Source organism: Serratia sp. CY37869, from assembly GCF_052168895.1.
Classification (GTDB): Bacteria; Pseudomonadota; Gammaproteobacteria; order Enterobacterales; family Enterobacteriaceae; genus Serratia; species Serratia ureilytica.
The window spans coordinates 767,806-787,432 of record NZ_JBJNLU010000001.1 but is presented as its reverse complement, the minus strand read 5'-3'; the positions used below and the strand labels follow the sequence as shown (position 1 = coordinate 787,432).

The 19,627-nt window shown below is 56.9% G+C and carries 18 protein-coding genes and 1 tRNA gene; 8 read left to right on the top strand and 11 right to left on the bottom strand.

Annotation, left to right across the window (positions count from 1 at the left end; translation table 11 throughout):
* Positions 1–2: 2 nt before the first annotated feature.
* The 5 genes from ACJ8J1_RS03825 to ACJ8J1_RS03805 all read right to left on the bottom strand — a co-directional run bounded on the left by ACJ8J1_RS03825 (position 3) and on the right by ACJ8J1_RS03805 (position 4,357).
* Positions 3–449, bottom strand: coding sequence for a type VI secretion system baseplate subunit TssE (locus ACJ8J1_RS03825; protein WP_015378391.1), 447 nt, complete (start codon positions 447–449; stop codon positions 3–5).
* An 81-nt stretch (positions 450–530) separates the two neighbouring features.
* Positions 531–1,055 carry an Hcp family type VI secretion system effector gene (locus ACJ8J1_RS03820; RefSeq protein ID WP_004935369.1) on the bottom strand — a complete coding sequence of 175 codons (525 nt, stop codon included), beginning with the start codon at positions 1,053–1,055 and terminating at the stop codon, positions 531–533.
* A gap of 231 nt (positions 1,056–1,286) precedes the next feature.
* Entirely contained in the window at positions 1,287–2,813 is a 1,527-nt protein-coding gene (gene tssC / locus ACJ8J1_RS03815; RefSeq protein ID WP_033643662.1) for a type VI secretion system contractile sheath large subunit, read from the bottom strand.
* Positions 2,810–3,367, bottom strand: a complete 558-nt coding sequence (gene tssB / locus ACJ8J1_RS03810) for a type VI secretion system contractile sheath small subunit (RefSeq protein ID WP_033643663.1) — start codon at positions 3,365–3,367, stop codon at positions 2,810–2,812. The genes tssC and tssB overlap by 4 nt, the downstream gene beginning before the upstream one ends.
* 24 nt (positions 3,368–3,391) lie before the next feature.
* Entirely contained in the window at positions 3,392–4,357 is a 966-nt protein-coding gene (locus tag ACJ8J1_RS03805; protein ID WP_033643664.1) for an ImpA family type VI secretion system protein, read from the bottom strand.
* A 1,609-nt stretch (positions 4,358–5,966) separates the two neighbouring features.
* On the opposite strand from ACJ8J1_RS03805, the gene ACJ8J1_RS03800 reads away from it, so the two are divergent.
* Entirely contained in the window at positions 5,967–6,401 is a 435-nt protein-coding gene (locus ACJ8J1_RS03800; protein WP_033643665.1) for a DoxX family protein, read from the top strand.
* A gap of 58 nt (positions 6,402–6,459) precedes the next feature.
* Here ACJ8J1_RS03800 and ACJ8J1_RS03795 read toward each other — a convergent pair whose 3' ends face one another.
* The gene (locus ACJ8J1_RS03795; protein ID WP_033643666.1) at positions 6,460–7,092 is read right to left on the bottom strand and encodes a helix-turn-helix domain-containing protein; all 633 of its coding nucleotides are present in this window, start codon (positions 7,090–7,092) and stop codon (positions 6,460–6,462) included.
* A gap of 127 nt (positions 7,093–7,219) precedes the next feature.
* A complete protein-coding gene (locus ACJ8J1_RS03790) occupies positions 7,220–8,032 on the bottom strand; it encodes an IclR family transcriptional regulator domain-containing protein (protein WP_033643667.1) in 813 nt (270 codons plus the stop codon).
* A 188-nt stretch (positions 8,033–8,220) separates the two neighbouring features.
* On the opposite strand from ACJ8J1_RS03790, the gene ACJ8J1_RS03785 reads away from it, so the two are divergent.
* Genes ACJ8J1_RS03785 through pcaDC form a run of 5 tightly spaced genes read left to right on the top strand, consistent with a single transcriptional unit; the run spans position 8,221 to position 13,286 of the window.
* Entirely contained in the window at positions 8,221–8,910 is a 690-nt protein-coding gene (locus ACJ8J1_RS03785; protein WP_033643668.1) for a 3-oxoacid CoA-transferase subunit A, read from the top strand.
* Positions 8,911–8,921: 11 nt separating this feature from the next.
* Complete coding sequence (locus ACJ8J1_RS03780; protein ID WP_033643669.1) at positions 8,922–9,575, top strand: 3-oxoacid CoA-transferase subunit B; 654 nt, start codon at positions 8,922–8,924, stop codon at positions 9,573–9,575.
* Between the two features lie 10 nt (positions 9,576–9,585).
* The gene (gene pcaF, locus ACJ8J1_RS03775; protein ID WP_033643670.1) at positions 9,586–10,788 is read left to right on the top strand and encodes a 3-oxoadipyl-CoA thiolase; all 1,203 of its coding nucleotides are present in this window, start codon (positions 9,586–9,588) and stop codon (positions 10,786–10,788) included.
* A 3-nt stretch (positions 10,789–10,791) separates the two neighbouring features.
* Entirely contained in the window at positions 10,792–12,141 is a 1,350-nt protein-coding gene (locus tag ACJ8J1_RS03770; protein WP_033643671.1) for a 3-carboxy-cis,cis-muconate cycloisomerase, read from the top strand.
* Positions 12,132–13,286, top strand: coding sequence for a bifunctional 3-oxoadipate enol-lactonase/4-carboxymuconolactone decarboxylase PcaDC (gene pcaDC / locus ACJ8J1_RS03765; RefSeq protein ID WP_033644313.1), 1,155 nt, complete (start codon positions 12,132–12,134; stop codon positions 13,284–13,286). The genes ACJ8J1_RS03770 and pcaDC overlap by 10 nt, the downstream gene beginning before the upstream one ends.
* Before the next feature lie 9 nt (positions 13,287–13,295).
* Here the strand turns inward: pcaDC and ACJ8J1_RS03760 are convergent, their stop codons facing one another.
* From ACJ8J1_RS03760 to pcaH, 3 genes are read right to left on the bottom strand one after another with little or no spacing between them, the layout of a single operon-like run.
* Positions 13,296–14,228, bottom strand: coding sequence for a LysR substrate-binding domain-containing protein (locus ACJ8J1_RS03760; protein WP_033643672.1), 933 nt, complete (start codon positions 14,226–14,228; stop codon positions 13,296–13,298).
* A 59-nt stretch (positions 14,229–14,287) separates the two neighbouring features.
* Entirely contained in the window at positions 14,288–14,908 is a 621-nt protein-coding gene (gene pcaG, locus ACJ8J1_RS03755; RefSeq protein ID WP_016927159.1) for a protocatechuate 3,4-dioxygenase subunit alpha, read from the bottom strand.
* Entirely contained in the window at positions 14,908–15,645 is a 738-nt protein-coding gene (gene pcaH, locus ACJ8J1_RS03750) for a protocatechuate 3,4-dioxygenase subunit beta (protein WP_033643673.1), read from the bottom strand. Before pcaH ends, pcaG begins: the two co-directional genes overlap by 1 nt.
* 229 nt (positions 15,646–15,874) lie before the next feature.
* On the opposite strand from pcaH, the gene ACJ8J1_RS03745 reads away from it, so the two are divergent.
* Together ACJ8J1_RS03745 and ACJ8J1_RS03740 are read left to right on the top strand one after the other, a co-directional pair.
* Positions 15,875–17,770 (top strand): bifunctional sugar phosphate isomerase/epimerase/4-hydroxyphenylpyruvate dioxygenase family protein, encoded by a 1,896-nt coding sequence (locus tag ACJ8J1_RS03745; protein ID WP_033643674.1) that lies wholly within the window; start codon positions 15,875–15,877, stop codon positions 17,768–17,770.
* A gap of 256 nt (positions 17,771–18,026) precedes the next feature.
* The gene (locus ACJ8J1_RS03740; RefSeq protein ID WP_050594430.1) at positions 18,027–19,400 is read left to right on the top strand and encodes an MFS transporter; all 1,374 of its coding nucleotides are present in this window, start codon (positions 18,027–18,029) and stop codon (positions 19,398–19,400) included.
* A gap of 112 nt (positions 19,401–19,512) precedes the next feature.
* Here the strand turns inward: ACJ8J1_RS03740 and ACJ8J1_RS03735 are convergent.
* Positions 19,513–19,602, bottom strand: a tRNA-Ser gene (locus tag ACJ8J1_RS03735).
* Positions 19,603–19,627: the final 25 nt, after the last annotated feature.

The following is a 19,627-nucleotide window of genomic DNA, read 5'->3' as shown; positions in this document are numbered from 1 at the left end:
TATTAATCAAATACGTGTACGGCGCCACAGGAATAATCAAGAGCGATGCGCAAATTAACCAGCATTTCGTCACCCGGTAATGAGCAGGTGCCATAAATATCGAATAAAATCGCCAGCACATACGATTGGCGTTCATTCACTACAGGCACCACACGAATCGTTTTCGGATCCAGACGCGGCTCAAACGAAGTAATGATTCTTTGTATATGTCTCGCCAGCGTTAACGGATCGGTATTAATCGGTATGCGTTGGCTCAGCGACGGCAGGCCATAATTCAATACCGAACTTTCGCTGTGCGCATAATCATGAAGTTTCAAATCAGCGCTGCGCGATGCGTCATTCAGTAAAAATTCGATATCACGCACCAAAACACGCCGCCAATTATCGGCGCTGGCGCTTTGATGTCTCACGCTGAGCTTATCGAATAGCATGGGCAATGACGCTTTCATTTAACACCTCGCGATAAGGCTTATGTCTGCCCGCAATCGCTGCGGGCAGACAGCCTGCAATTAGTGTTGTGACATCAATGATCAGATACGGGCATTAAGCTTGAGGTCATACCCCGTCTTAATTACCGCACCCATGGAGCCATCATTGTTTTGCTCTTTGTACTCAACTTCGATACGTGCGAAATTCAGCTTGATAACGTCGGTTGGCAGCACGGTATCGATTTCAGTACCGATGGTGGAATTCAGCGGCATATTACCCACGGTCTTGAATGAAGAAACCAGGCAGTTGCTGAAGGTCACGGCAATGAAGTCTTGCTGACCCTGGCCTGATTTACGGCAAACAAGTTTTGCCTGAGGAATATGCTCGCCGGTGGCGCACATCAGGAACAGTTTCGGCGAAGCCTTATTGCTCACCATGCGAAACTCAAAGTCTTTCATCTCGACTTTGCCTGAACCACCGCCGCTCCCGAACCCCCAACGGCCGGCGTTTTCTTCCGCCCATTGCCAGGCTTGCAGCTGAATCCAGCCAGGGTAGGTTTGGTCGGGTGATTCACCATCAACACCCTCAATTTTCAAAAAATAGTCTACTAAAGCTTTCGTGCTCATTTTTTGTCTCCTTGACTGATAGGTCTACTTCGTTAATTGAAAAGTCTATTCAGATAAGTCGTTATATTGCCTACGCGATCATTGAAATAGCGACAATGAGAACCCATTAGCCATTAATAAATAGCAATAGCGTAAAAAACAGCGCCGCTAAATTTCAATGAAATATCAATTCCCACCAACGCCATTTAATAATTAACGTCGGCAATATCCAAACCAATGACCAGCCGTAACTTATCTGCTCCCATCTTTTTTGGCTGACGGAAGTTTTGATACAAGTCGCAAGGACACGGTCATGCCTTCCAACTGGTAATGCGGGCGCAAATAGAAATGCGCGCGGTAATAACCCGGATCGTCTTCTACATCCTCAACGCGCACCTCGGCGGCGGCTAATGGACGACGCGCCTTGGTCGCCTCGGTCGATACGGAAGGATCGCCATCGACATAGTTCATCAGCCAGTCATTCAGCCACAGCTGCATATCGTCCCTGGACCGAAAAGAACCGATTTTGTCGCGCACGATGCATTTCAAATAGTGCGCGAATCGGCACGTGGCGAAAATATAAGGCAAGCGCGAAGACAGCTTGGCGTTGGCCGTCGCGTCGGGATCCTCGTATTTCGCCGGCGCGTGCATGGTGCAAGAACCGATAAAAGCGGCGAAATCGGAATGCTTGCGATAGACCAGGGGCAAGAACCCGGCGTCGGAAAGCTCTTGCTCGCGCCGATCGGAAATGGCCACTTCCGTCGGGCACGTCAGTTCATATCCGCCCTCATCGGATGGAAACGCGTAGGCGGGCAGTTCTTCCACCGAGCCGCCGGATTCGATGCCGCGAATCTTCGAACACCAGCCGTACTCATGGAACGCGCGGTTGATGTTGACGCCCATCGCATACGCCGAGTTGGCCCAGGAAAAATCATCATCCACATCCGGCCTGACGGACTCCTCGAAAGCGAACTCTTCGATCGGGTTGGTTTTCGCCCCATAAGGCAAACGCGACAGGAAACGCGGCATCGTCAACACCAGGTAACGCGAGTCGTTGCTTTCGCGCAGGCGGCGCCAGGACGCATATTCCGGCGTGGTGAAAATCTTGCCGATATCCCGCGGGTTGCCCAGTTCGTTCCACTTGCTCATCTGCAGCAGCGACGGCGACGCGGCGGAAATGAACGGACAGTGCGACGCCGCGGAAATTTTCGCCAACTCGGTCAGCAGCGTAACGCTCATCGGGCTGTGATCGAATTCAAAATCGCCGATGATGCAACCGAACGGCTCGCCGCCGAACTGACCATATTCCTGTTCGTAAATCTGTTTGAACACCGGGCTTTGATCCCAGGCGGAGCCCCGATAGCGGCGCAAATTGCGCGTCAGCTCATCCTGACTGATGTTCAACACCCGGATCTTGAGCGTTTCGCTGACGTTGGTGTTATCGACCAGATAACTCAGACCTTGCCAGGCGGACTCCAGCTTCTGGAACTCCTTGTGGTGCAAGATATTGTTCATCTGTTGCGAAAGCTGTTCGTCGATCTGGGCAATCAACGATTCAATGGTCAATACGACATCCTGACTGACCTTGACCTTGCCTTTATTGGCATATTCGGACAGCGTGCCGATAGCCCGACGAACCGCTTCCGAAGCCTCGTTCGTTCTGGGCCGGAATGAACGCTTGAGCAAACCGTCAAGCTCATTTTCCGTTTCCTGCGTTTCAACTTCAGCGACTGCCGTAGCCTGCTGCTTAGCCGAATAGCGTCGTTGCCTCGCTCTCATTCCTCATCTCCTTTATTGCCGGAATCCTGCACATCCTGTTCCGCATCCGCGACCGTTTTACGCGCATCCGTCACCAAACGATGCAGAAAATCGGGTTTCTCCAGCAGATTCTTCACCACTTCTTCCGCGCTGGATTTACCATCCATATAGGTGATCAGCTCCGTGAGATGTTCCCGGGCTTCAAGCAGGCGTTGCATCTGCGGAACCCGTTTGGCGATGGCGCCAGGCGTGAAGTCATCCATCGATTCAAACTCCAATTCCACGTCCAGCAACGCATCGTCTTCGCTCAGGGTGTTCTCTACGTAAAATTGCAGACGAGGCTTGATGGCGCGCATACGATCGTTGAAGTTGTCCTGATCAAAGGTCAGGAATTTCCGCTCTTCGATCGGCAGCAAAGGCTTTTTCCGATGCCCAGAGAGATCGGACATGACCCCCGTAACAAAGGGCAACTCCACTTTCTTTTGTGAACCGTAAAGCTCTACGTCATATTCAATTTGCACGCGCGGCGCGTTATTTTTACCGATAAATTTCTGAGAGCTTGAGTCCTTAGCCATTGGAAAACTCCTTTGTGATAAAAATTACTTCCCGGACAATTGATTTAACGAGGCCAGAGATTCCGGCAAAAGCTCCTCAACAATCGTCGCGAAGTCCATACCGATCATTTTTTGTGAACGTCGAATAAGAATGGGGGCCGGATGGCTGGGCTCATAGTTTTGGAAATAGTCCAAAACCTGATCCAACAGCAAGATGACATCCTGCCGGGAACGGATATATTTGCCGGGCATGGCGACAGGCGCGTCAGCATCCGGCGAGTCAATCTCCGCGTCATCCCGTTCAGCCGGCAATTCCTGCTGTTCCAGTGAAGCCAGCTGGCGGTTGAACTGTTTCAAATAGTCGCGCACCTGCCGGCAGTCCAAACGATAATCTTCAGCCTGCAGATTGGCGTAATTCTCGACGCGCTCCAGCGCATCGATTTCCAGCGCCAATTGCTCTTTCAGCGAAGGCAGATTTCTGCCGGCAAAATAACTGTCGGCTTGCCCCAGCACCTTTACCACCTCCGAAAAATGCAGGCTTTTGCCTTCCTGCTCGTCAAGCCGCATATTCAGCAGCTCGTCGGTGGTTAACGGCGTGTCGGGAAAAATCTTGCTGTTCTTGATTTCGTGCAGACAGGACGATGTGGCGAGCCACCCTAATGCGGCCGCATGAAAGCTGTCCGATGAGGGTTCCATATCCGCCTGAGGGAAAATGGTGGCGCCCTCCTCGGCATATTTGGCGTCAATATCCTTAATGCCCTGGTAGAAGGCCGAAAAACCGTCGATATGAAGATTGGCGCGCATAAACCACAGCACGACATGTAAATCGAAGCACTGTTCCAGCAACGCAGCAGACTGCTCGCGAATGGCGTGCCAATTGATATCACGCGCATTGTCTACGGCATTAAGCGGATCGGTTTGGCTGTCATATTCCGAAAGCGTGAATTCAATTTCACTGTATCGTGGATCAAATTCGACGCCATTCACTTCCGTTGAGATGACTTCATTCATGGCCTGATATCCTTTTCAATCAGCACTAGAAACATAAAGCCTAATAAAGCGGGCTTTTACGTTCGCCAGTCTTTCCCAGAGTCCTTTTAGCGTAAGTTAGTCGTCACCAAGCTCGCAAATTGTTTAGATGTATTAATATTAACAACAATAATAGATTGAACCTATCAATAGAATCACAGTGATCGGTTTAAACTATTTTACATTTACATATTTATTTTTTCCTTTTAAAATCAATAAATTGCAAACGATAATTATGCAAGCTAAGAATAGGAAAAAAATCAAAAACTGCCCTAAAAACAACGTTTCATCCTTGGTAGGATAATTCCAGTAATACCACTGGATACAAATAATTTAATTAGCAAATGATAACCACAGTAAATAGTGAAATTTTTTCATAAAACCATGACAGCCAGTCGTTTCTTGCAAGCGGGTAGCACGCAATGATCAATAGAAGACGATGGCAGTGTGACTTTCATTTCCAGCACTCAGTACTTACACATGCGAAACCTGGTGTGAAAATAAACAATTTGGCGAGAGTTTTGATTATTAATTTTAAAGCTAAAGCACAGATTAACATTCCGCCGTGGTGCACCGAATACCTATTGGTACACAAACAGCCTGGTGGATAAAGTATCGTTCTTTTATAGTTAACTCAGGGTAATGATCAGAATAATTTAAGATTCAATTCCCCTTCATGTGTGTTCTCATACGGCTTACCGCGGCAAAAGCACCACTGCAGTAAAGGGTCTCGCAGACTAAAGTGGCATTAGAGATATCATTTACTATAACCGCGAAATAACCACGTAAGCGCTGCAACGACAGTAACCGTGTTAAGACCAGCGATCTGTTCCATATACAAGAAATGTTTCCCTAACTGATAAGACCACTAATTTGATACTAGCAAAGGCAAACCCAATATCAAGAAAAAATATTATTTTTTTAATAAAAAAATAACAAATCAATATACATAAAACAAACAATTCAATAACTTAAAACAGCGCTGAATCGATTACTTTTACGCCAGGAAAAATAGTTCATGGAAATTTACACCCACTCATAACCCCCTCAGTCAATCTCACTCATTCTCTTCGGCATTGAATTGTCATCAAAAAATAAGAAAATCTATAAAAATAAAACCCGCCACTGGCCGTGCGTCCCACAGGATCAACTTTCGCAAGGCAAAATAAGCAAGATAATTCCCAATAAAAAGGCCGAAAAAAAGCGTTAATGATTTAGCGGTTCAAAATAAAAATAAAGGTAACTCTATTGGGTTATTAAAGCGAAAACGCGCACCTTTTCATTGCTGCAAAAAAACCTTATGAATCTTTACGTTGCCTGTCCTTTGACAATCATTGATGAAAACGCAAATCAGGTAGCCAACACATACAGAAAAGAGATGGGCTACGCGGCGGGCCAACCCTGCCGATGACTTTTCTCATCCCCGGTTCGGCCCGTGCGCACAGGTTATTCCGCCTAAAAATCAGGCAGCATCGCTGGCCTCGTCCGGCGATTTAGCGCCAAGCCCGCCGTTTTCCTGATCCAGAACAGCTTTCGCATTCATCCGACTGATATATTGATTGAAAATCATTCCTATTCAGGAGAAAAAGCCATGGTTAAGTCACTCAATGCGGCATTCACTCGCTTTTTTGACCACCCGGACGCAGGCAAATTGGCGCTCAGGCTAACCTTCGGCGGGCTGATGCTGTTTCACGGCGTCGCGAAAGTTCAGCATGGCGTCGGCTGGATCGCCGATGCGTTACAACAACAAGGGCTGCCCGCCTTCATCGCCTATGGCGTATATGTTGGGGAGATCCTGGCGCCGATACTGATCGTTTTGGGGCTGTTCACCCGCCCCGCCGCAGGGGTTTACGCCCTCACGCTGGTGGTGGCGTTTTTGATGGTAGGCACCGGCAAGGTCTTCACCGTCACCGACGTCGGCGCCTGGGGCATTGAAAACGAACTGGTGTTCTTTATGGGTGGGGTCGCCATACTGCTGCTGGGCAGCGGGAAGTATGCCATCGCGCGCAATGAAGCCTATCGATAAACCGCGCTATCAATAAGGAGGTTTCTGGTCTGAGCCTCCTCTTTATCTATAACGGCCATTAACGATCGGCCAGCCGGTAAACCGGTACCTTGCGCGTCGTGCCGGTCAGGGTGTCGAAAATCTCCGTTTCCGCCGTCACGATCGTCATGCCGGTTTTTCTTAGCCTGCGCACTTCGGCGGCGATGCGCTGTATGCCGAACCAGAACAGTCCGTCCAGCGCCGTGACGCGCAGCCCCTGCTCCAGCGCCAGCTTAAGCCGCTCACGCGGCGCCTTGAGCGCCTTGGCGATTTCCCGGTAAGGCAGCGCGTCCACGCCCGACGCCGAGGTTCGGTGAATGCGGGTCGACAGACCGTATTGGAAGGCCTCGGGCACGTCGCTTAAATCGCTCTTCAGGCTGTAAACGCAGCCAAAGCGCTTGCCGTTGAACACCACATTTTTTTGACTGATCGACAGCTCATCGCGCAGGCCGGCAATCAGCTGCGGCGCCCGCACCAGCAATAAGCGAAACGGCAATTCGAAACTGGTCACATAGTCCACGTTGAGCAACGCAATGCGCAGGCGCTCTTCCGCGCCCGCCTGCGTCTGGCGACACTCGTTCAACACCTCGCTCCACTGGCGCGCAAGCCGCGGGGCTTCATCCAGCGGCGCGAAATGGTATTTCTCGATGTGGTAGTCGATTCTTTCGTTCATGTCCGTTGGCCCCCGCGTCAGTCATCATGCCCTCAGCAAATTACCTTACCCGCGGCCCACAATACAACACCGCATCACGCCGCAAGACGCGGAAAAAATCGGGCGCATACGCCCCCTGCGCGCTCGCTCAAGGTGAGTCGTGCAACAGCAGCGATATCTCTTCGGCGGCCGAGCGCAACAAAGGCAGGTGGTGCTGGTGCAAACGCTCTGCGGAAACCTGGCCGGCATGCACACCGACGTTCAACGCCGCGGCGATGCGGCCGTCCGGCGTGGTGAGCGGCACCGCCAGTGAACGCAGGCCAATCTCCAGCTCCTGATCGTTGATGGCATATCCCTGCTGACGCACGCGCGCCAGCTCTTCCCGCAATGCGCTGACGCTCACCAGGGTATGGCTGGTGTAACGCAGCTGAGTCAATCGCGCCAAATAGTCATTCAACGTCTCACTGGCGAGCCCGCTGAGCAGCACCCGCCCCATCGACGTCGTGCTGGCGGGTAAGCGACTGCCGACGTGCAGATCGATGGTCATGATCCGCGAAGTTGATGCGCGGGCGATATAAAGAATGTCATCGCCGTCCAATATGGCCATGGAACAGGACTCATTGAGCGTCTGGCTGAGTTGCCTCAACACCGGCTGCGCGGCGTTGGCCAACGGCGAAGCCCCCAGCCAGTTGTGACCCAGCGACAAGACGCGCGGGCGCAGCTCATAATTCTTGCCGTCTTCCGCGTACACAAAGCCCAGCTTACTCAGGGTGTAAAGGCAGCGGCGCACCGCCGCGCGCGGAATGCCGGTACGCTGGCTAATCTGCGACACCGACATCAGCCGCCGCTGCGGCGTAAAAGCCTGCAGGACCTCCAATCCTCGCGCCAAAGAGGCCATAAAGTCGGGATCCCCCTTCCAGGGATCGGTGCTGCTGCGCGTAATTTCCTGTTCTTTTTCCATTCTCGTTACCCCGCTGTCTGCCTGAAATATCGGTGTGCCGACGATCACAACCTGCGAATGCCTCTCAAAGAATAGCCGATAATCGCACACTTTTTCGATAATCGGTATTGTTTGCCTGAAAGGGACGATCTACTTTCCCATTGACGATAAACACTCCCCCGGCGGGCGCCGAATGAAAGGAACAACAGATGATCGATAAAAGTGTGGCCACCCTGGAAGACGCCGTGTCCATCATTCCGGACGGCGCGAGCATCATGATTGGCGGCTTTGGCCCCGCGGGACAGCCGCTGGAACTGATCGATGCGCTGATTGAACACGGTGCCCGCGAGCTGACGGTAATCAGCAATAACGCCGGCAACGGCGACAGCGGCCTCGCGGCGCTGCTCAAGACCGGCTGTGTGCGAAAGATGATTTGTTCCTTCCCGCGCCAGGCCGATTCGTGGGTCTTTGACGACCTTTATCGCCGCGGCGCGATCAAACTGGAACTGGTGCCTCAGGGCAACCTTGCCGCCCGCATGCAGGCCGCCGGCAGCGGGTTGGGCGGCATTTTCACCCCAACCGCCTTTGGCACGCCGCTGGCGCAAGGCAAAGAAACGCGTGAAATCGACGGACGGCATTACGTGTTTGAAACGCCCTTAAAGGCGGATTTCGCCTTGATAAAGGCCCATCGGGGTGACCGCTGGGGCAATCTGGTTTACCGCAAAGCGGCGCGTAATTTTGGCCCGGTGATGGCGATGGCCGCCGCCACGACGATAGCGCAGGTCGCTGAATTGGTGCCGCTGGGCGCACTGGATCCGGAAAACGTGATAACGCCGGGCATCTTCGTCCAGCGCCTGGTGGCGGTGGCGCACCCCGCGACCTTTTCCCTCTCTGCCTGAGGAGTCATAACATGCAAAAATTAACCCGCGACCAATTAGCCCAACGGGTAGCGCGCGATATTCCGGAAGGCGCCTACGTCAACCTCGGGATTGGGCTGCCGACCCGCATCGCTAACTACCTGCCCGCCGACAAAGAGGTGATTCTGCACAGCGAAAACGGCCTGCTCGGCATGGGGCCGTCACCCGCGCCGGGCGAAGAAGATCCGGAACTCATCAACGCCGGTAAAGAACGGGTGACCTTGCTGCCCGGCGGCAGTTATTTCCATCACGCCGACTCTTTTACCATGATGCGCGGCGGCCACCTCGATATCTGCGTGATGGGGGCGTATCAGGTCTCGGCTGCCGGCGATCTGGCCAACTGGAGCACCGGCGCCGAAGACGCGATCCCGGCGGTGGGCGGCGCCATGGATCTGGCCATCGGCGCGCGCAAAGTCTATGTGATGATGGACTATCTGACCAAGAGCGGCGAATGCAAGCTGGTGGAACAGTGCAGCTACCCGCTGACCGGATTGGCCTGCGTCAGCCGCATTTATTCGGATATGGCAATCATTGATATCACCCCGGACGGCCCGCAGGTGCTGGAGCTGTGTCCGGGGCTCACCTTTGACGCGCTGCAAGCGTTAACCCCGATACGTTTACTGCAATCTGACTTGATCCCCGCTTGAGGAAATCGCCATGCAACAGGCTTTTATCTGCGATGCCGTTCGTACGCCATTCGGCCGTTACGGCGGCGCATTATCCGCGCTGCGCGCCGACGATTTGGCCGCTCTGCCCCTGAAGGCGCTGCTTGCCCGACTGCCGCAGTTGGATCCCCACGCCATTGATGACGTTATTCTGGGGTGCGCCAACCAGGCCGGTGAAGACAACCGCAACGTGGCGCGAATGGCGCTGCTGTTGGCCGGATTACCCCCCACCGTGCCGGGCACCACCCTCAATCGCCTGTGCGGTTCGGGATTGGACGCGGTAGGCATGGCGGCGCGCGCCATTAAATGCGGCGAAGCGGAGGTCATCATCGCGGGCGGCGTGGAAAGCATGTCGCGCGCGCCCTTTGTCACCGGCAAAGCGGACAGCGCCTTCAGCCGATCGCTGAAAATGGAAGATACGACGATGGGATGGCGCTTTATCAACCCGCAAATGCGCGCGCGGTTCGGTGTCGAAACCATGCCTGAAACCGCCGAAAATGTGGCTCGCGATTTCGCCGTCAGCCGCGCCGATCAAGACGCCTTTGCATTGCGCAGCCAACAGCGCACCGCCCGCGCTCAGGAGCTGGGCCTGTTTGATGAGGAACTGATCGCCGTCAGCATTCCGCAACGCAAAGGCGAGCCGCTCAGCCTGGTTCGCGACGAACATCCCCGCAGCACTTCTTTGGCCGCGCTGTCCGCCCTGAAAGGCGTCGTGCGCCCTGAGGGGAGCGTCACCGCCGGCAACGCCTCGGGCATCAACGACGGGGCCAGCGCCCTGCTCATTGCCAGCGAACGCGCGGCGGTGCAGTATGGACTCGCCCCGCTGGCGCGTGTGGTCGGCATGTCCGCCTGCGGCGTAGAGCCGCGCATCATGGGTTACGGGCCGGTTCCCGCGGTCCGCAAAGTGCTGGCGCAAACCGGTTTGAGCCTGGCGCAAATGGACGTCATCGAGTTGAATGAAGCCTTTGCCGCCCAGGCGCTGGCCGTGACGCGCGCCCTGGGACTGCCGGATGACGCGGAACGGGTCAACCCTAACGGCGGCGCTATCGCGCTGGGGCATCCCCTGGGGGCATCCGGCGGCAGGTTGGCCATGACCGCCGCTTATCAACTGCGGCGCACCGGCGGGCGTTTTGCCCTGTGCACCATGTGCGTCGGTGTCGGGCAAGGCGTCGCCTTGATTCTGGAACGGATATAACGAATGTCTCTCTATAGCGCAATGTTTATGGCTTCGCCATTAACGCCCTGCTTCAGCGACACGGCGCTGCTGCAGGGCATGCTTGATTTCGAAGCCGGCCTGGCGCAGGCCCTGGCGTCTGCAGGGATTATCGATGACGCGTCCGCGCGGATCATACGCAGCCACTGCCAGGCGGAAAAGCTCGACGCCGCCGCGCTGACGCAGTCCGCCGGATTGGCGGGCAATTTAGCCATTCCCCTCGTCAAACAATTGACGGCGTTGGTGGCGCAAACCTCACCGGAAGCGGCGCGTTTCGTTCACTGGGGGGCGACCAGTCAGGATGCGATTGACAGCGGGCTGGTGCTGCAACTGCGCAGCGCGCTCGATAAAACCGACGCGCTGCTCAATCAGCTGATTGCGGCGCTGACGGCACAATGCCGGCGCCATAGCGCAACGTTAATGGTGGGCCGCACCTGGCTGCAACACGCTTTGCCAACGACGCTGGGGCTGAAGCTGGCCGGCACGCTGGACGCCTTGCTGCGCTATCGGGCTCGTCTGGCTGAAATGCGGCCACGCGTGCTCGCGTTGCAATTCGGCGGCGCGGCCGGCACGCTCGCCTCGCTCGGCGAACAGGGCGAGCGCGTTGAGCGGGCGCTGGCGCAAGCGCTGGCCCTGCCGCGCAGCGCCACGCCGTGGCATACCCAACGCGATCGGTTGTTGGAGCTGGCGAGTTGGTATGCCGGCCTGACGGGCTCGCTCGGCAAGCTGGCGCGCGACATGTCTTTGTTGATGCAGACCGAAGTCGCTGAAATCAGCGAGCCGTCGGCCCCCGGACGCGGCGGCTCTTCCACGATGCCGCATAAGCGCAATCCGGTACTCTGCGCCGCCATCCTCAGCGCGGCCAACCGTCTGCCTGCGTTGATGTCCGGATTGTATGCCGGCCTGGTGCAGGAGCACGAACGTGCGCTGGGCGGCTGGCAGGCCGAGTGGCAAAGCCTGCCGCAGCTCCTGGTGCTGAGCGGGGCGGCATTGGCGCAAAGCCTGGATCTCATTAACGGTCTGGAGGTGCATGAAGCGGCGATGAGGCGCAATCTGGCGCTGACGCAGGGGCTGATCATGGCTGAATCGGTTACCCTGGCCTTGGCCCCCACCCTCGGCCGTCAACAGGCGCACCATCATATAGAACGGTGCTGCCGGCAAGCCCTGGCCACCCAGCAACCCCTGTTAACCCTCCTGTGCGCCGATGCGGAAGTCTCTTCCCGACTCAGCCGGGAAACCCTGGAAACCTTGCTCGATCCGGCCAATGCCACCGGCAGCACGCAGCGTTTCATTCAACAAGTCCTGGCGATGGCCGAGAGGGAGCAATCATGTTGAATTATGTCCTTGAGGGGCCTGAAAACGCCCCGGTTATTCTGTTTGGCAACTCGCTGGGCACCTCATTGGCAATGTGGCAACCGCAGCGCGACGCGTTCATCGCCCACTATCGCATTCTGCGCTACGACGTTGCCGGCCACGGCGACTCTGCGCCCGATGAACAGCCCGGCTCGCTGGCGCGACTGGGCGAACAGGTGCTGTCCCTGCTGGACACTCTGGCGATTGATCGGGTGCATTTCTGCGGCATCTCCATGGGGGGGCTGACGGGGTTATGGCTGGCGCGCTTTCATGCCGATCGCTTGCTGACGCTGACGATCGCCAATAGCGCCGCGAAAATCGGGGTGACGGAGCATTGGCGAGAACGCGCCGCGCGGGTACGCCAGTGCGGCATGTCCGCCGTCAGCGATGGCGCGGCAGCGCGCTGGTTCACCCCGGCATTTTGCCAATCCGCCCCCGTCAAGGTGCAAACCGTCGTGCAACAGCTCACCGCCTGCGATCCCGAGGGCTATGCCGCTTGCTGCGACGCGCTGGCGACCGCCGATTTACGGGCCGAGCTGGCAGGCATCCGCGTTCCGACGCTGGTTATCGCCGGACATGAGGATGCGGTAACGACCGTCGACGATGCAAAAGCCTTGGCGGCAGGCATTCCCGACGCGCAATGCGTCATCCTGCCCGCCGCCCACCTGTCCAGCATCGAAGCCTGGCGGGCATTTAACCGCGCGTTCCGGGCCTTTTTGGATGAGCAGCTCACGCAGCGGCAACGTTATCAGCAAGGCCTGACGGTGCGCAGAGCGGTGCTGGGCGATGAGCATGTCGATAATACCCTCGCGGCGCTGTCGCCGCTCAACGAGGAGTTTCAGCATTTCATCACTCGCTACGCCTGGGGGGAAATATGGACGCGTCCGGGCTTGTCGCGCCATACCCGCAGCCTGATCACCATCGCGATGCTGATCGCCTTGAATCGCGAAGCTGAGCTGAAAATGCATATCCGGGCCGCCTTCAATAACGGCGTCACGCGTGAAGAGATCAAAGAAGTTCTGATGCATGCGGCGCTTTACTGCGGCTTACCCGCCTCGAACGCCGCTTTTCATCTGGCGCAATCCGTCTTTGCCGAACACGACGCCGGGCGGCGATCGGACGACTAGAAGACACGGTTATACCGGCACATCCAGCACCCTTTGGCGCAGCGCAGCAATCAGGCGCTGCTGCTCAGGGGGCGAGAGCGTCTCTTGCCGGGTAATGATGCCCAGCGGCTCGGCCATCCCCTGGGTAGGCAACGGCAGCGCACGCAGGTGATTGCTGAACAAGTCATCACGCACCGCGCCGTAAGGCACCAGCCACACATAGCCATACTGTAGCGTCAGGCAGCGCGCCAGCGTAACCGACAACGTCTCGACGCACCCTTCCGGCACCGCCAGCCCGTGGCTGACAATGAGCGCCTCCGCATTCTGACGCGGCACCGTACCCCGCGGGGAGAGCACCAATGGCCAGCTCAACGCCTCCGCCAGCGAGACATCCGAATGCAACAGCGGATGATGAGGCGCAACCACCAGCCGCAGCGTTTCATGGTACAGCAGCTCGAAGTTGAGCCCCTCCATGCGGGAGGGGTCTGACATGCGCCCGATGCCTAACGTTAATTGCCCCGATCTCACCGCCATCATCAGCGCATCGTTGGCCAGCGTCGTAACCTGCATGCGCCAGCCGGGGGATTGCTGCTGCAACCCCACCACGACCGGCGCGACCAGGCTCACCAGCGTGGTGGGCAGCGCGCCGATATGCAGCGGCGCCGGCAGCGCCTCGCTGTCCGAGGCAAGCGTGCGCCCCAACACATTCAGCGCATCCAAAACGCGGCTGGCATCCTGCAGGAAACGCGCCCCGGCGGCGGTCAGTTCCGCCCCCTGCCGATTGCGCGAAAAAAGGCGCTCGCCGGCCAGGCTTTCCAGTTCGTTGAGCGTTTTAGAGAGCGCGGGCTGCGTGATGCCCAATTGCTGTGCGGCGCGCACCAACGTCCCCTGTTGCGCGGTAGCGACAAAGGCGTGCAGATGACGAAGGCGGATGCGTTGGCTAAAGCGAGAAGTCATGTTCATGATTTATAGTATTAACTTGCCGCCGGCGCGGCAAGCTCATTGTCAGGGCGAACGGAGGATCAAATATCAAAAAAAACGGTTTCGTTCTCGCCCTGTAACCAGATGTCGAAATGGTACACCGTCTGATCCCCGCGCTGCCGCCTTTGCGCCAATAACGTGCTGCGCCGTTTTTCCCACTCGATGAGATTCAACACCGGATCTTCGGCATTGGCTGCCTGTTCGTCGGCAAAGTAGAGACGCGTGTTCAACCCGATGTTGATGCCGCGGGCCACTATCCACAGATTGAGATGGGGCGCCATCAACCGGCCGTCGCGCCCCGTCACGCGGCCCGGTTTAATCGTCTCGAATTGCCACAGGCCGCTGGTGAAATCCGAACAGGTTCGCCCCCAGCCGCGAAACGCCGGATCGTCGGGCTTATCCAACTGGCCGTCAGCGGGGTGCTGATATCGCCCGGCGGCATTGGCCTGCCAGACTTCGACCAGCGCGTCTCGAACCGGCGTGCCGGAGCCGTCATAGACATGCCCTTCCACCACGATGCGCTCCCCGCGCGTCTCCGGTTGCGTCAACACATGGGTGAAATTACGCTCGAAAATATCAAAGCCGGCGGCATGCGGCGCCAAACCGATGTGCACATAAGGCCCGGCGGTTTGCGAGGCCGTTTCAGACAAATACTTTTTCATCACGCGGCTCCCTGTGTACGGTTCTCAAACCACGTAGCTCGATGGCCCCGCAGCACCAGATCGAAGCGGTAAGCAAGGCTGTCCAGCGGCACGGCGGCGTGCATATCCAGCTCGGCAATCAGCGTGCGCATCGCATCGTCACTGCCTACCGACTGCAAGATGGGGCAGCGAACGAGCAACGGATCGCCTTCGAAATACATCTGCGTGATCAAGCGCTGCGCGAACGCCTCGCCGGAGAGCGAGAAGTGAATATGTGCCGGACGCCAGTCGCTGACCTGATTGCGCCAGGGATACGGACCCGGCTTGATCGTACGAAAACAATAATACCCGTTGTCGTCGGTCAGCATCCTGCCGCAGCCGCCAAAGTTGGGATCGATAGGCGCCAGATACTGATCTTTCTTGTGACGATAGCGCCCTCCCGCATTGGCCTGCCATACCTCGACCAGGGCGTTGCGCACCGGCGTCCCAAAGGCATCCCGCACAAATCCATGCACGATGATCCGCTCGCCGAGCGGTAAGCCGTCTTTGGCGTAATTCAGAATCAGATCGTGATCCAGCGGGCCGATATCCGTTGGCGTGAAGACGGGGGCGGTCAGTTCAGACAGCGAGTTTTGCAATGAAATTAATGCATTGCGCGGCGACCGCAGCACGCTGGTTTTATACAGCGGCGCCAGCGCCGGCGGGTGATGACTGTAATCGCGATGCACCAGTTCTCGCGCCATCCAATCACTTTTCATCCCGGTATCCTTATTATTTGAGGGTACATGTCGACAGAGTGTAGGAAGCGCAATATGTAAAAGTAAAGTGAGAAAACCGATCGCTTTATATAACCAAAAGCAATGGAATGTTCTGAATTGACGAAACATTTCATTTGGTCCATAACATGATTCAATTCCCGTCGGTGGTCCGCCTCGCTGCTGAATGGTCGCTTTCAGGTCATCCATGACCGCTTAACTGGAGGCAATGATGAAACGTTCTATCGCGACGGTCTCGGTATCGGGTTCGCTGCCGGAAAAACTGCGGGCTATCGCCGCCGCAGGCTTTGATGGCGTCGAAATTTTCGATAACGATCTGGTCTACTACCCCGGCTCACCGGCGGAAATCCGTGAATTGTGCGCCGAACTGGGCCTGGAAATTTTACTGTTCCAACCGTTTCGGGACTTCGAAGGAGGCCCGCGCGAAACGCTGGCGCAGAACCTTTCCCGCGCGGCGCGCAAGTTCGAAGTCATGCAGCAACTGGGCTGTTCTCGCATGCTGCTCTGCAGCAATGTCTCGCCCGACAGCAGCGAAGACATGGCCACGCAAGTGAGCGATTTGCGCGCGTTGGCGGAGTTGGCCGCCGAGTATGATATTACTGTCGGTTATGAAGCGCTGGCCTGGGGACGTCACGTGAATATGTGGCGCGACGCCTGGGCGCGCGTGAAGGCCGTAGATCATCCGGCGTTGGGGATCATTCTCGATAGTTTTCATATCCTGTCGCGCGGCGATAACCTCGATGGCCTCGAGGACGTGCCGCCCGAAAAAATCGTGTTTGTCCAACTGGCGGACGCCCCGCTGTTGAAGATGGATGTGCTCGCCTGGAGTCGCCATTTCCGCTGCTTCCCCGGCCAGGGGGAGCTGAATCTGACCCAGTTCATGACCCAACTTTCCGCGCATGGCTATCGCGGCGCCTGGTCGCTGGAGATATTTAACGATGGTTTCCGCGCCTCGCCGGTACTCCCCACGGCCCAGGACGGTTTCCGATCGTTGTTGTGGCTGGAGGAGCAAACCTATGACTGGTTGGCCAAACAGCCTCTGCTGCCCAACGCCATGGCCTCGCTCATGGAACGTTCCTTATTCCATTCGCAGCCGCATCCGCCCTTGCTGGCGCTGGAGTTTATCGAATTTGCCGTCTCGCACAACGACGGGCTGGCGATGAGCCAATGGCTGACGCAGCTGGGATTGGTTCACGCCGGCGAGCACCGCTCCAAAAGCGTCGCCCTCTATCGCAACGGCAAAGTGAATGTCATTCTGAATGCCCAGCCGGAAAGCCAAGCGAGCGGCTATTATCACCTGCACGGCATTTCCCTGTGCGCCGTGGCGTGGCGGGTGCGCGGCGTAGCGCGTTTACTGCAACGGGCGCAAGACTACGGGTACGCCATCTGGCAAGGAGAAACCGGCCCCAACGAGCGGCAAATCCCCGCGCTGTGCGCACCGGACGGCAGCCTGATTTATCTGGTGGAAGCGGACGAAGATCCCAAGAACGATATTTATCACGCCGATTTTCATCTGACGCATCGCAGCGCGCCGCCGCCCGCGCTGCAGAGCATCGATCACCTGGCGATTGCGCTGGCGGATGAATCGAGCGGCAACTGGATCATGTTCCTGCGCAGCGTGCCGGGTTTTGTGCAGGACAACGAGTGGGAATTGCCCGATCCGCTGGGTTTGGTTCGCAGCCGCGTCCTGCGCAGCCCCAACGACGCCATCCGGCTGCCGCTGAATATGTCGGTGAGCCGGGAAACGCAAATCGCCCAGGCGCTAACCGCCTATCAGGGCGCAGGCTTGCAGCACGTCGCCTTTGGCTGCGAGGATCTGTTCAGCATGGTGAAAGCGGCGCAGGCGCGCGGATTAAAAACGCTGCGTATTCCCGATAACTACTATCACGATCTCAGAGCGCGTTTCGATCTGGACCCCGCTTTCCTCTCACAGCTGCAAGCGGGCAATGTGCTCTACGATCGAGACGATCAGGGCGGAGAATTGCTGCATGTCTACACCGTGCCCTATGAAAAAGGCCGCTTCTTCTTCGAACTTCTGGAGCGCCGAGGCGGCTACCGCGGCTTTGGGGCCGCCAACGCCCCGGTTCGGCTCACCGCCATGCGTTAATCGCGCGGGCCATCAAGGCCCGCCTGTTCTTCCATCTTACTGAAAAGGTTAATGATCGCGCTCACACTCTCAGTGGCCTCCGGCGCCGCCATTCTCACGGCAATCCCTTTTCATAACATAAAGTTAACACTGCCTCGTCACTCACCGCCGGCTCAATTGTCCGATAAACGCACATTTTTTCGATTATCGCCGTTTAACGTCCACCCAGGGGCTGCTTATAGTGATGACACTCAACTACTGCACCGGGGGCACCTCCATGTCGGGAAACAACGCAATCAATGTTCGGGCGCTGATCGACGACCGCCCGTTAGGCAAATGGCAAAAGATGATCGTGCTGCTCGGCTTTTGCATCATTGCTCTGGATGGATTCGATATCGTTATCATGGGATTTATTGCGCCAGAGCTTAAGGCGGATTGGCAAATCACTAACCGCGAACTGGGGCTGGTGATCAGCGCGGCGCTGATTGGCCTGTCGCTGGGCGCGATGCTATCCGGACCATTGTCAGACAGATTCGGCCGCAAAGTCGTCATCATCAACAGCGTATTCTTTTTTGGCGTTTGGACGCTGGTGACGGCGTTTTCTCAAAATATGGAGCAGATGATGTTATTTCGCCTGCTCACCGGATTGGGGCTCGGCGCCGCCATGCCGAATGTCGGCACCCTGGTGGCGGAGTTCGCGCCCGCCCGACGCCGCGCTTTCTTGATTACCGTGGTTTTCTGCGGCTTCACCTTTGGCGCCGCCTTGGGCGGATTCGCCGCGTCCTGGCTGATGCCGCGCTTCGGCTGGCATGCCGTGCTGCTGCTCGGCGGGATCTTGCCCCTGCTGTTCGCGCCCGTGCTGATGGCGGCGTTACCCGAATCGGTGTGTTTCCTGGTGGCGAAACGGGCAGATCAGGGCGGCATTCAGCGCATTCTGGCGAAACTGGCGCCCGATCGCGATTTTCGACATTCTACCGTCGTTCTGCCCCCGCCGGGCCAGGTCTGCACTCATCCGGTTAAACTGGTGGTAAGCGCACGGTACCGCTTCGGCAGTTTAATGCTGTGGGGCGCGTATTTTAGCGCGCTGTTTCTGTACTACACCTTAGGCAGTTGGCTGCCGCTGCTGATTAAAGACAGCGGTTTCAACATCGCGCAAGCGGCGGTCATCACCGCGCTGTTTCAGGCGGGCGGGACATTAGGATCGCTATTTTCCGGGTGGTTGATGGACAGATCCGAACCGCATCGCGCGTTGGCGTCGATTTATGGGTTGGGGGCGCTGTTCACTCTGCTGATGGGGATGGCGATGGGTTACCCCCTCCTGATGGGCGGCTGCGCGATGGCCATCGGGTTCTGCATCGGGGGCGCCAACACCGGCATGAACGCGTTGTCGGCCAGCTTTTACCCCACCGAAGCGCGAGCCACCGGCTCCAGCTGGATGCACGGCATCGGCCGTTTGGGCGCTATCTTAAGCGCGCTGGCCGGGGCTGAAATGCTGGCGCTCGGTTGGAGCTTCAGCACCATTTTCGCCGTCCTGGCGCTGCCCGCCCTGCTGACGGTGGCGATGATCGTCGCCAAGCGGCGTCATCAGTCGCGTCAAGCGACAGAGCATCAATATGCCGCCTATCTGGATGCGCGTTCGAATGATGTTTGATTGCGTCGGGAAATAATCGAGAACAAAGGGGAAGGCGTGTCGGCCTGCAGGGCCGGGGCGCTTTAACTGTGATGGGGATCGTTGAAAGATTTTTTCGTAAGTGATTGAATAATGGCGGAGAGAGGGGGATTTGAACCCCCGGTAGAGTTGCCCCTACTCCAGTTTTCGAGACTGGTCCGTTCAGCCGCTCCGGCATCTCTCCTGACAACGCTTGCTATCATGCCCGC

Excerpts from the sequence above, each read along its gene's own strand:
- ACJ8J1_RS03825 (WP_015378391.1), bottom strand. The coding sequence starts at position 449 with ATGAAAGCGTCATTGCCCATGCTATTCGATAAGCTCAGCGTGAGACAT.
- ACJ8J1_RS03785 (WP_033643668.1), top strand. The coding sequence starts at position 8,221 with ATGATCGATAAAAGTGTGGCCACCCTGGAAGACGCCGTGTCCATCATT.
- ACJ8J1_RS03805 (WP_033643664.1), bottom strand. The coding sequence starts at position 4,357 with ATGAATGAAGTCATCTCAACGGAAGTGAATGGCGTCGAATTTGATCCA.
- ACJ8J1_RS03745 (WP_033643674.1), top strand. The coding sequence starts at position 15,875 with ATGAAACGTTCTATCGCGACGGTCTCGGTATCGGGTTCGCTGCCGGAA.
- ACJ8J1_RS03770 (WP_033643671.1), top strand. The coding sequence starts at position 10,792 with ATGTCTCTCTATAGCGCAATGTTTATGGCTTCGCCATTAACGCCCTGC.
- pcaG (WP_016927159.1), bottom strand. The coding sequence starts at position 14,908 with ATGAAAAAGTATTTGTCTGAAACGGCCTCGCAAACCGCCGGGCCTTAT.
- ACJ8J1_RS03795 (WP_033643666.1), bottom strand. The coding sequence starts at position 7,092 with ATGAACGAAAGAATCGACTACCACATCGAGAAATACCATTTCGCGCCG.
- ACJ8J1_RS03820 (WP_004935369.1), bottom strand. The coding sequence starts at position 1,055 with ATGAGCACGAAAGCTTTAGTAGACTATTTTTTGAAAATTGAGGGTGTT.
- ACJ8J1_RS03760 (WP_033643672.1), bottom strand. The coding sequence starts at position 14,228 with ATGAACATGACTTCTCGCTTTAGCCAACGCATCCGCCTTCGTCATCTG.
- tssB (WP_033643663.1), bottom strand. The coding sequence starts at position 3,367 with ATGGCTAAGGACTCAAGCTCTCAGAAATTTATCGGTAAAAATAACGCG.
- ACJ8J1_RS03800 (WP_033643665.1), top strand. The coding sequence starts at position 5,967 with ATGGTTAAGTCACTCAATGCGGCATTCACTCGCTTTTTTGACCACCCG.
- pcaF (WP_033643670.1), top strand. The coding sequence starts at position 9,586 with ATGCAACAGGCTTTTATCTGCGATGCCGTTCGTACGCCATTCGGCCGT.
- ACJ8J1_RS03740 (WP_050594430.1), top strand. The coding sequence starts at position 18,027 with ATGTCGGGAAACAACGCAATCAATGTTCGGGCGCTGATCGACGACCGC.
- ACJ8J1_RS03780 (WP_033643669.1), top strand. The coding sequence starts at position 8,922 with ATGCAAAAATTAACCCGCGACCAATTAGCCCAACGGGTAGCGCGCGAT.
- tssC (WP_033643662.1), bottom strand. The coding sequence starts at position 2,813 with ATGAGAGCGAGGCAACGACGCTATTCGGCTAAGCAGCAGGCTACGGCA.
- pcaH (WP_033643673.1), bottom strand. The coding sequence starts at position 15,645 with ATGAAAAGTGATTGGATGGCGCGAGAACTGGTGCATCGCGATTACAGT.
- ACJ8J1_RS03790 (WP_033643667.1), bottom strand. The coding sequence starts at position 8,032 with ATGGAAAAAGAACAGGAAATTACGCGCAGCAGCACCGATCCCTGGAAG.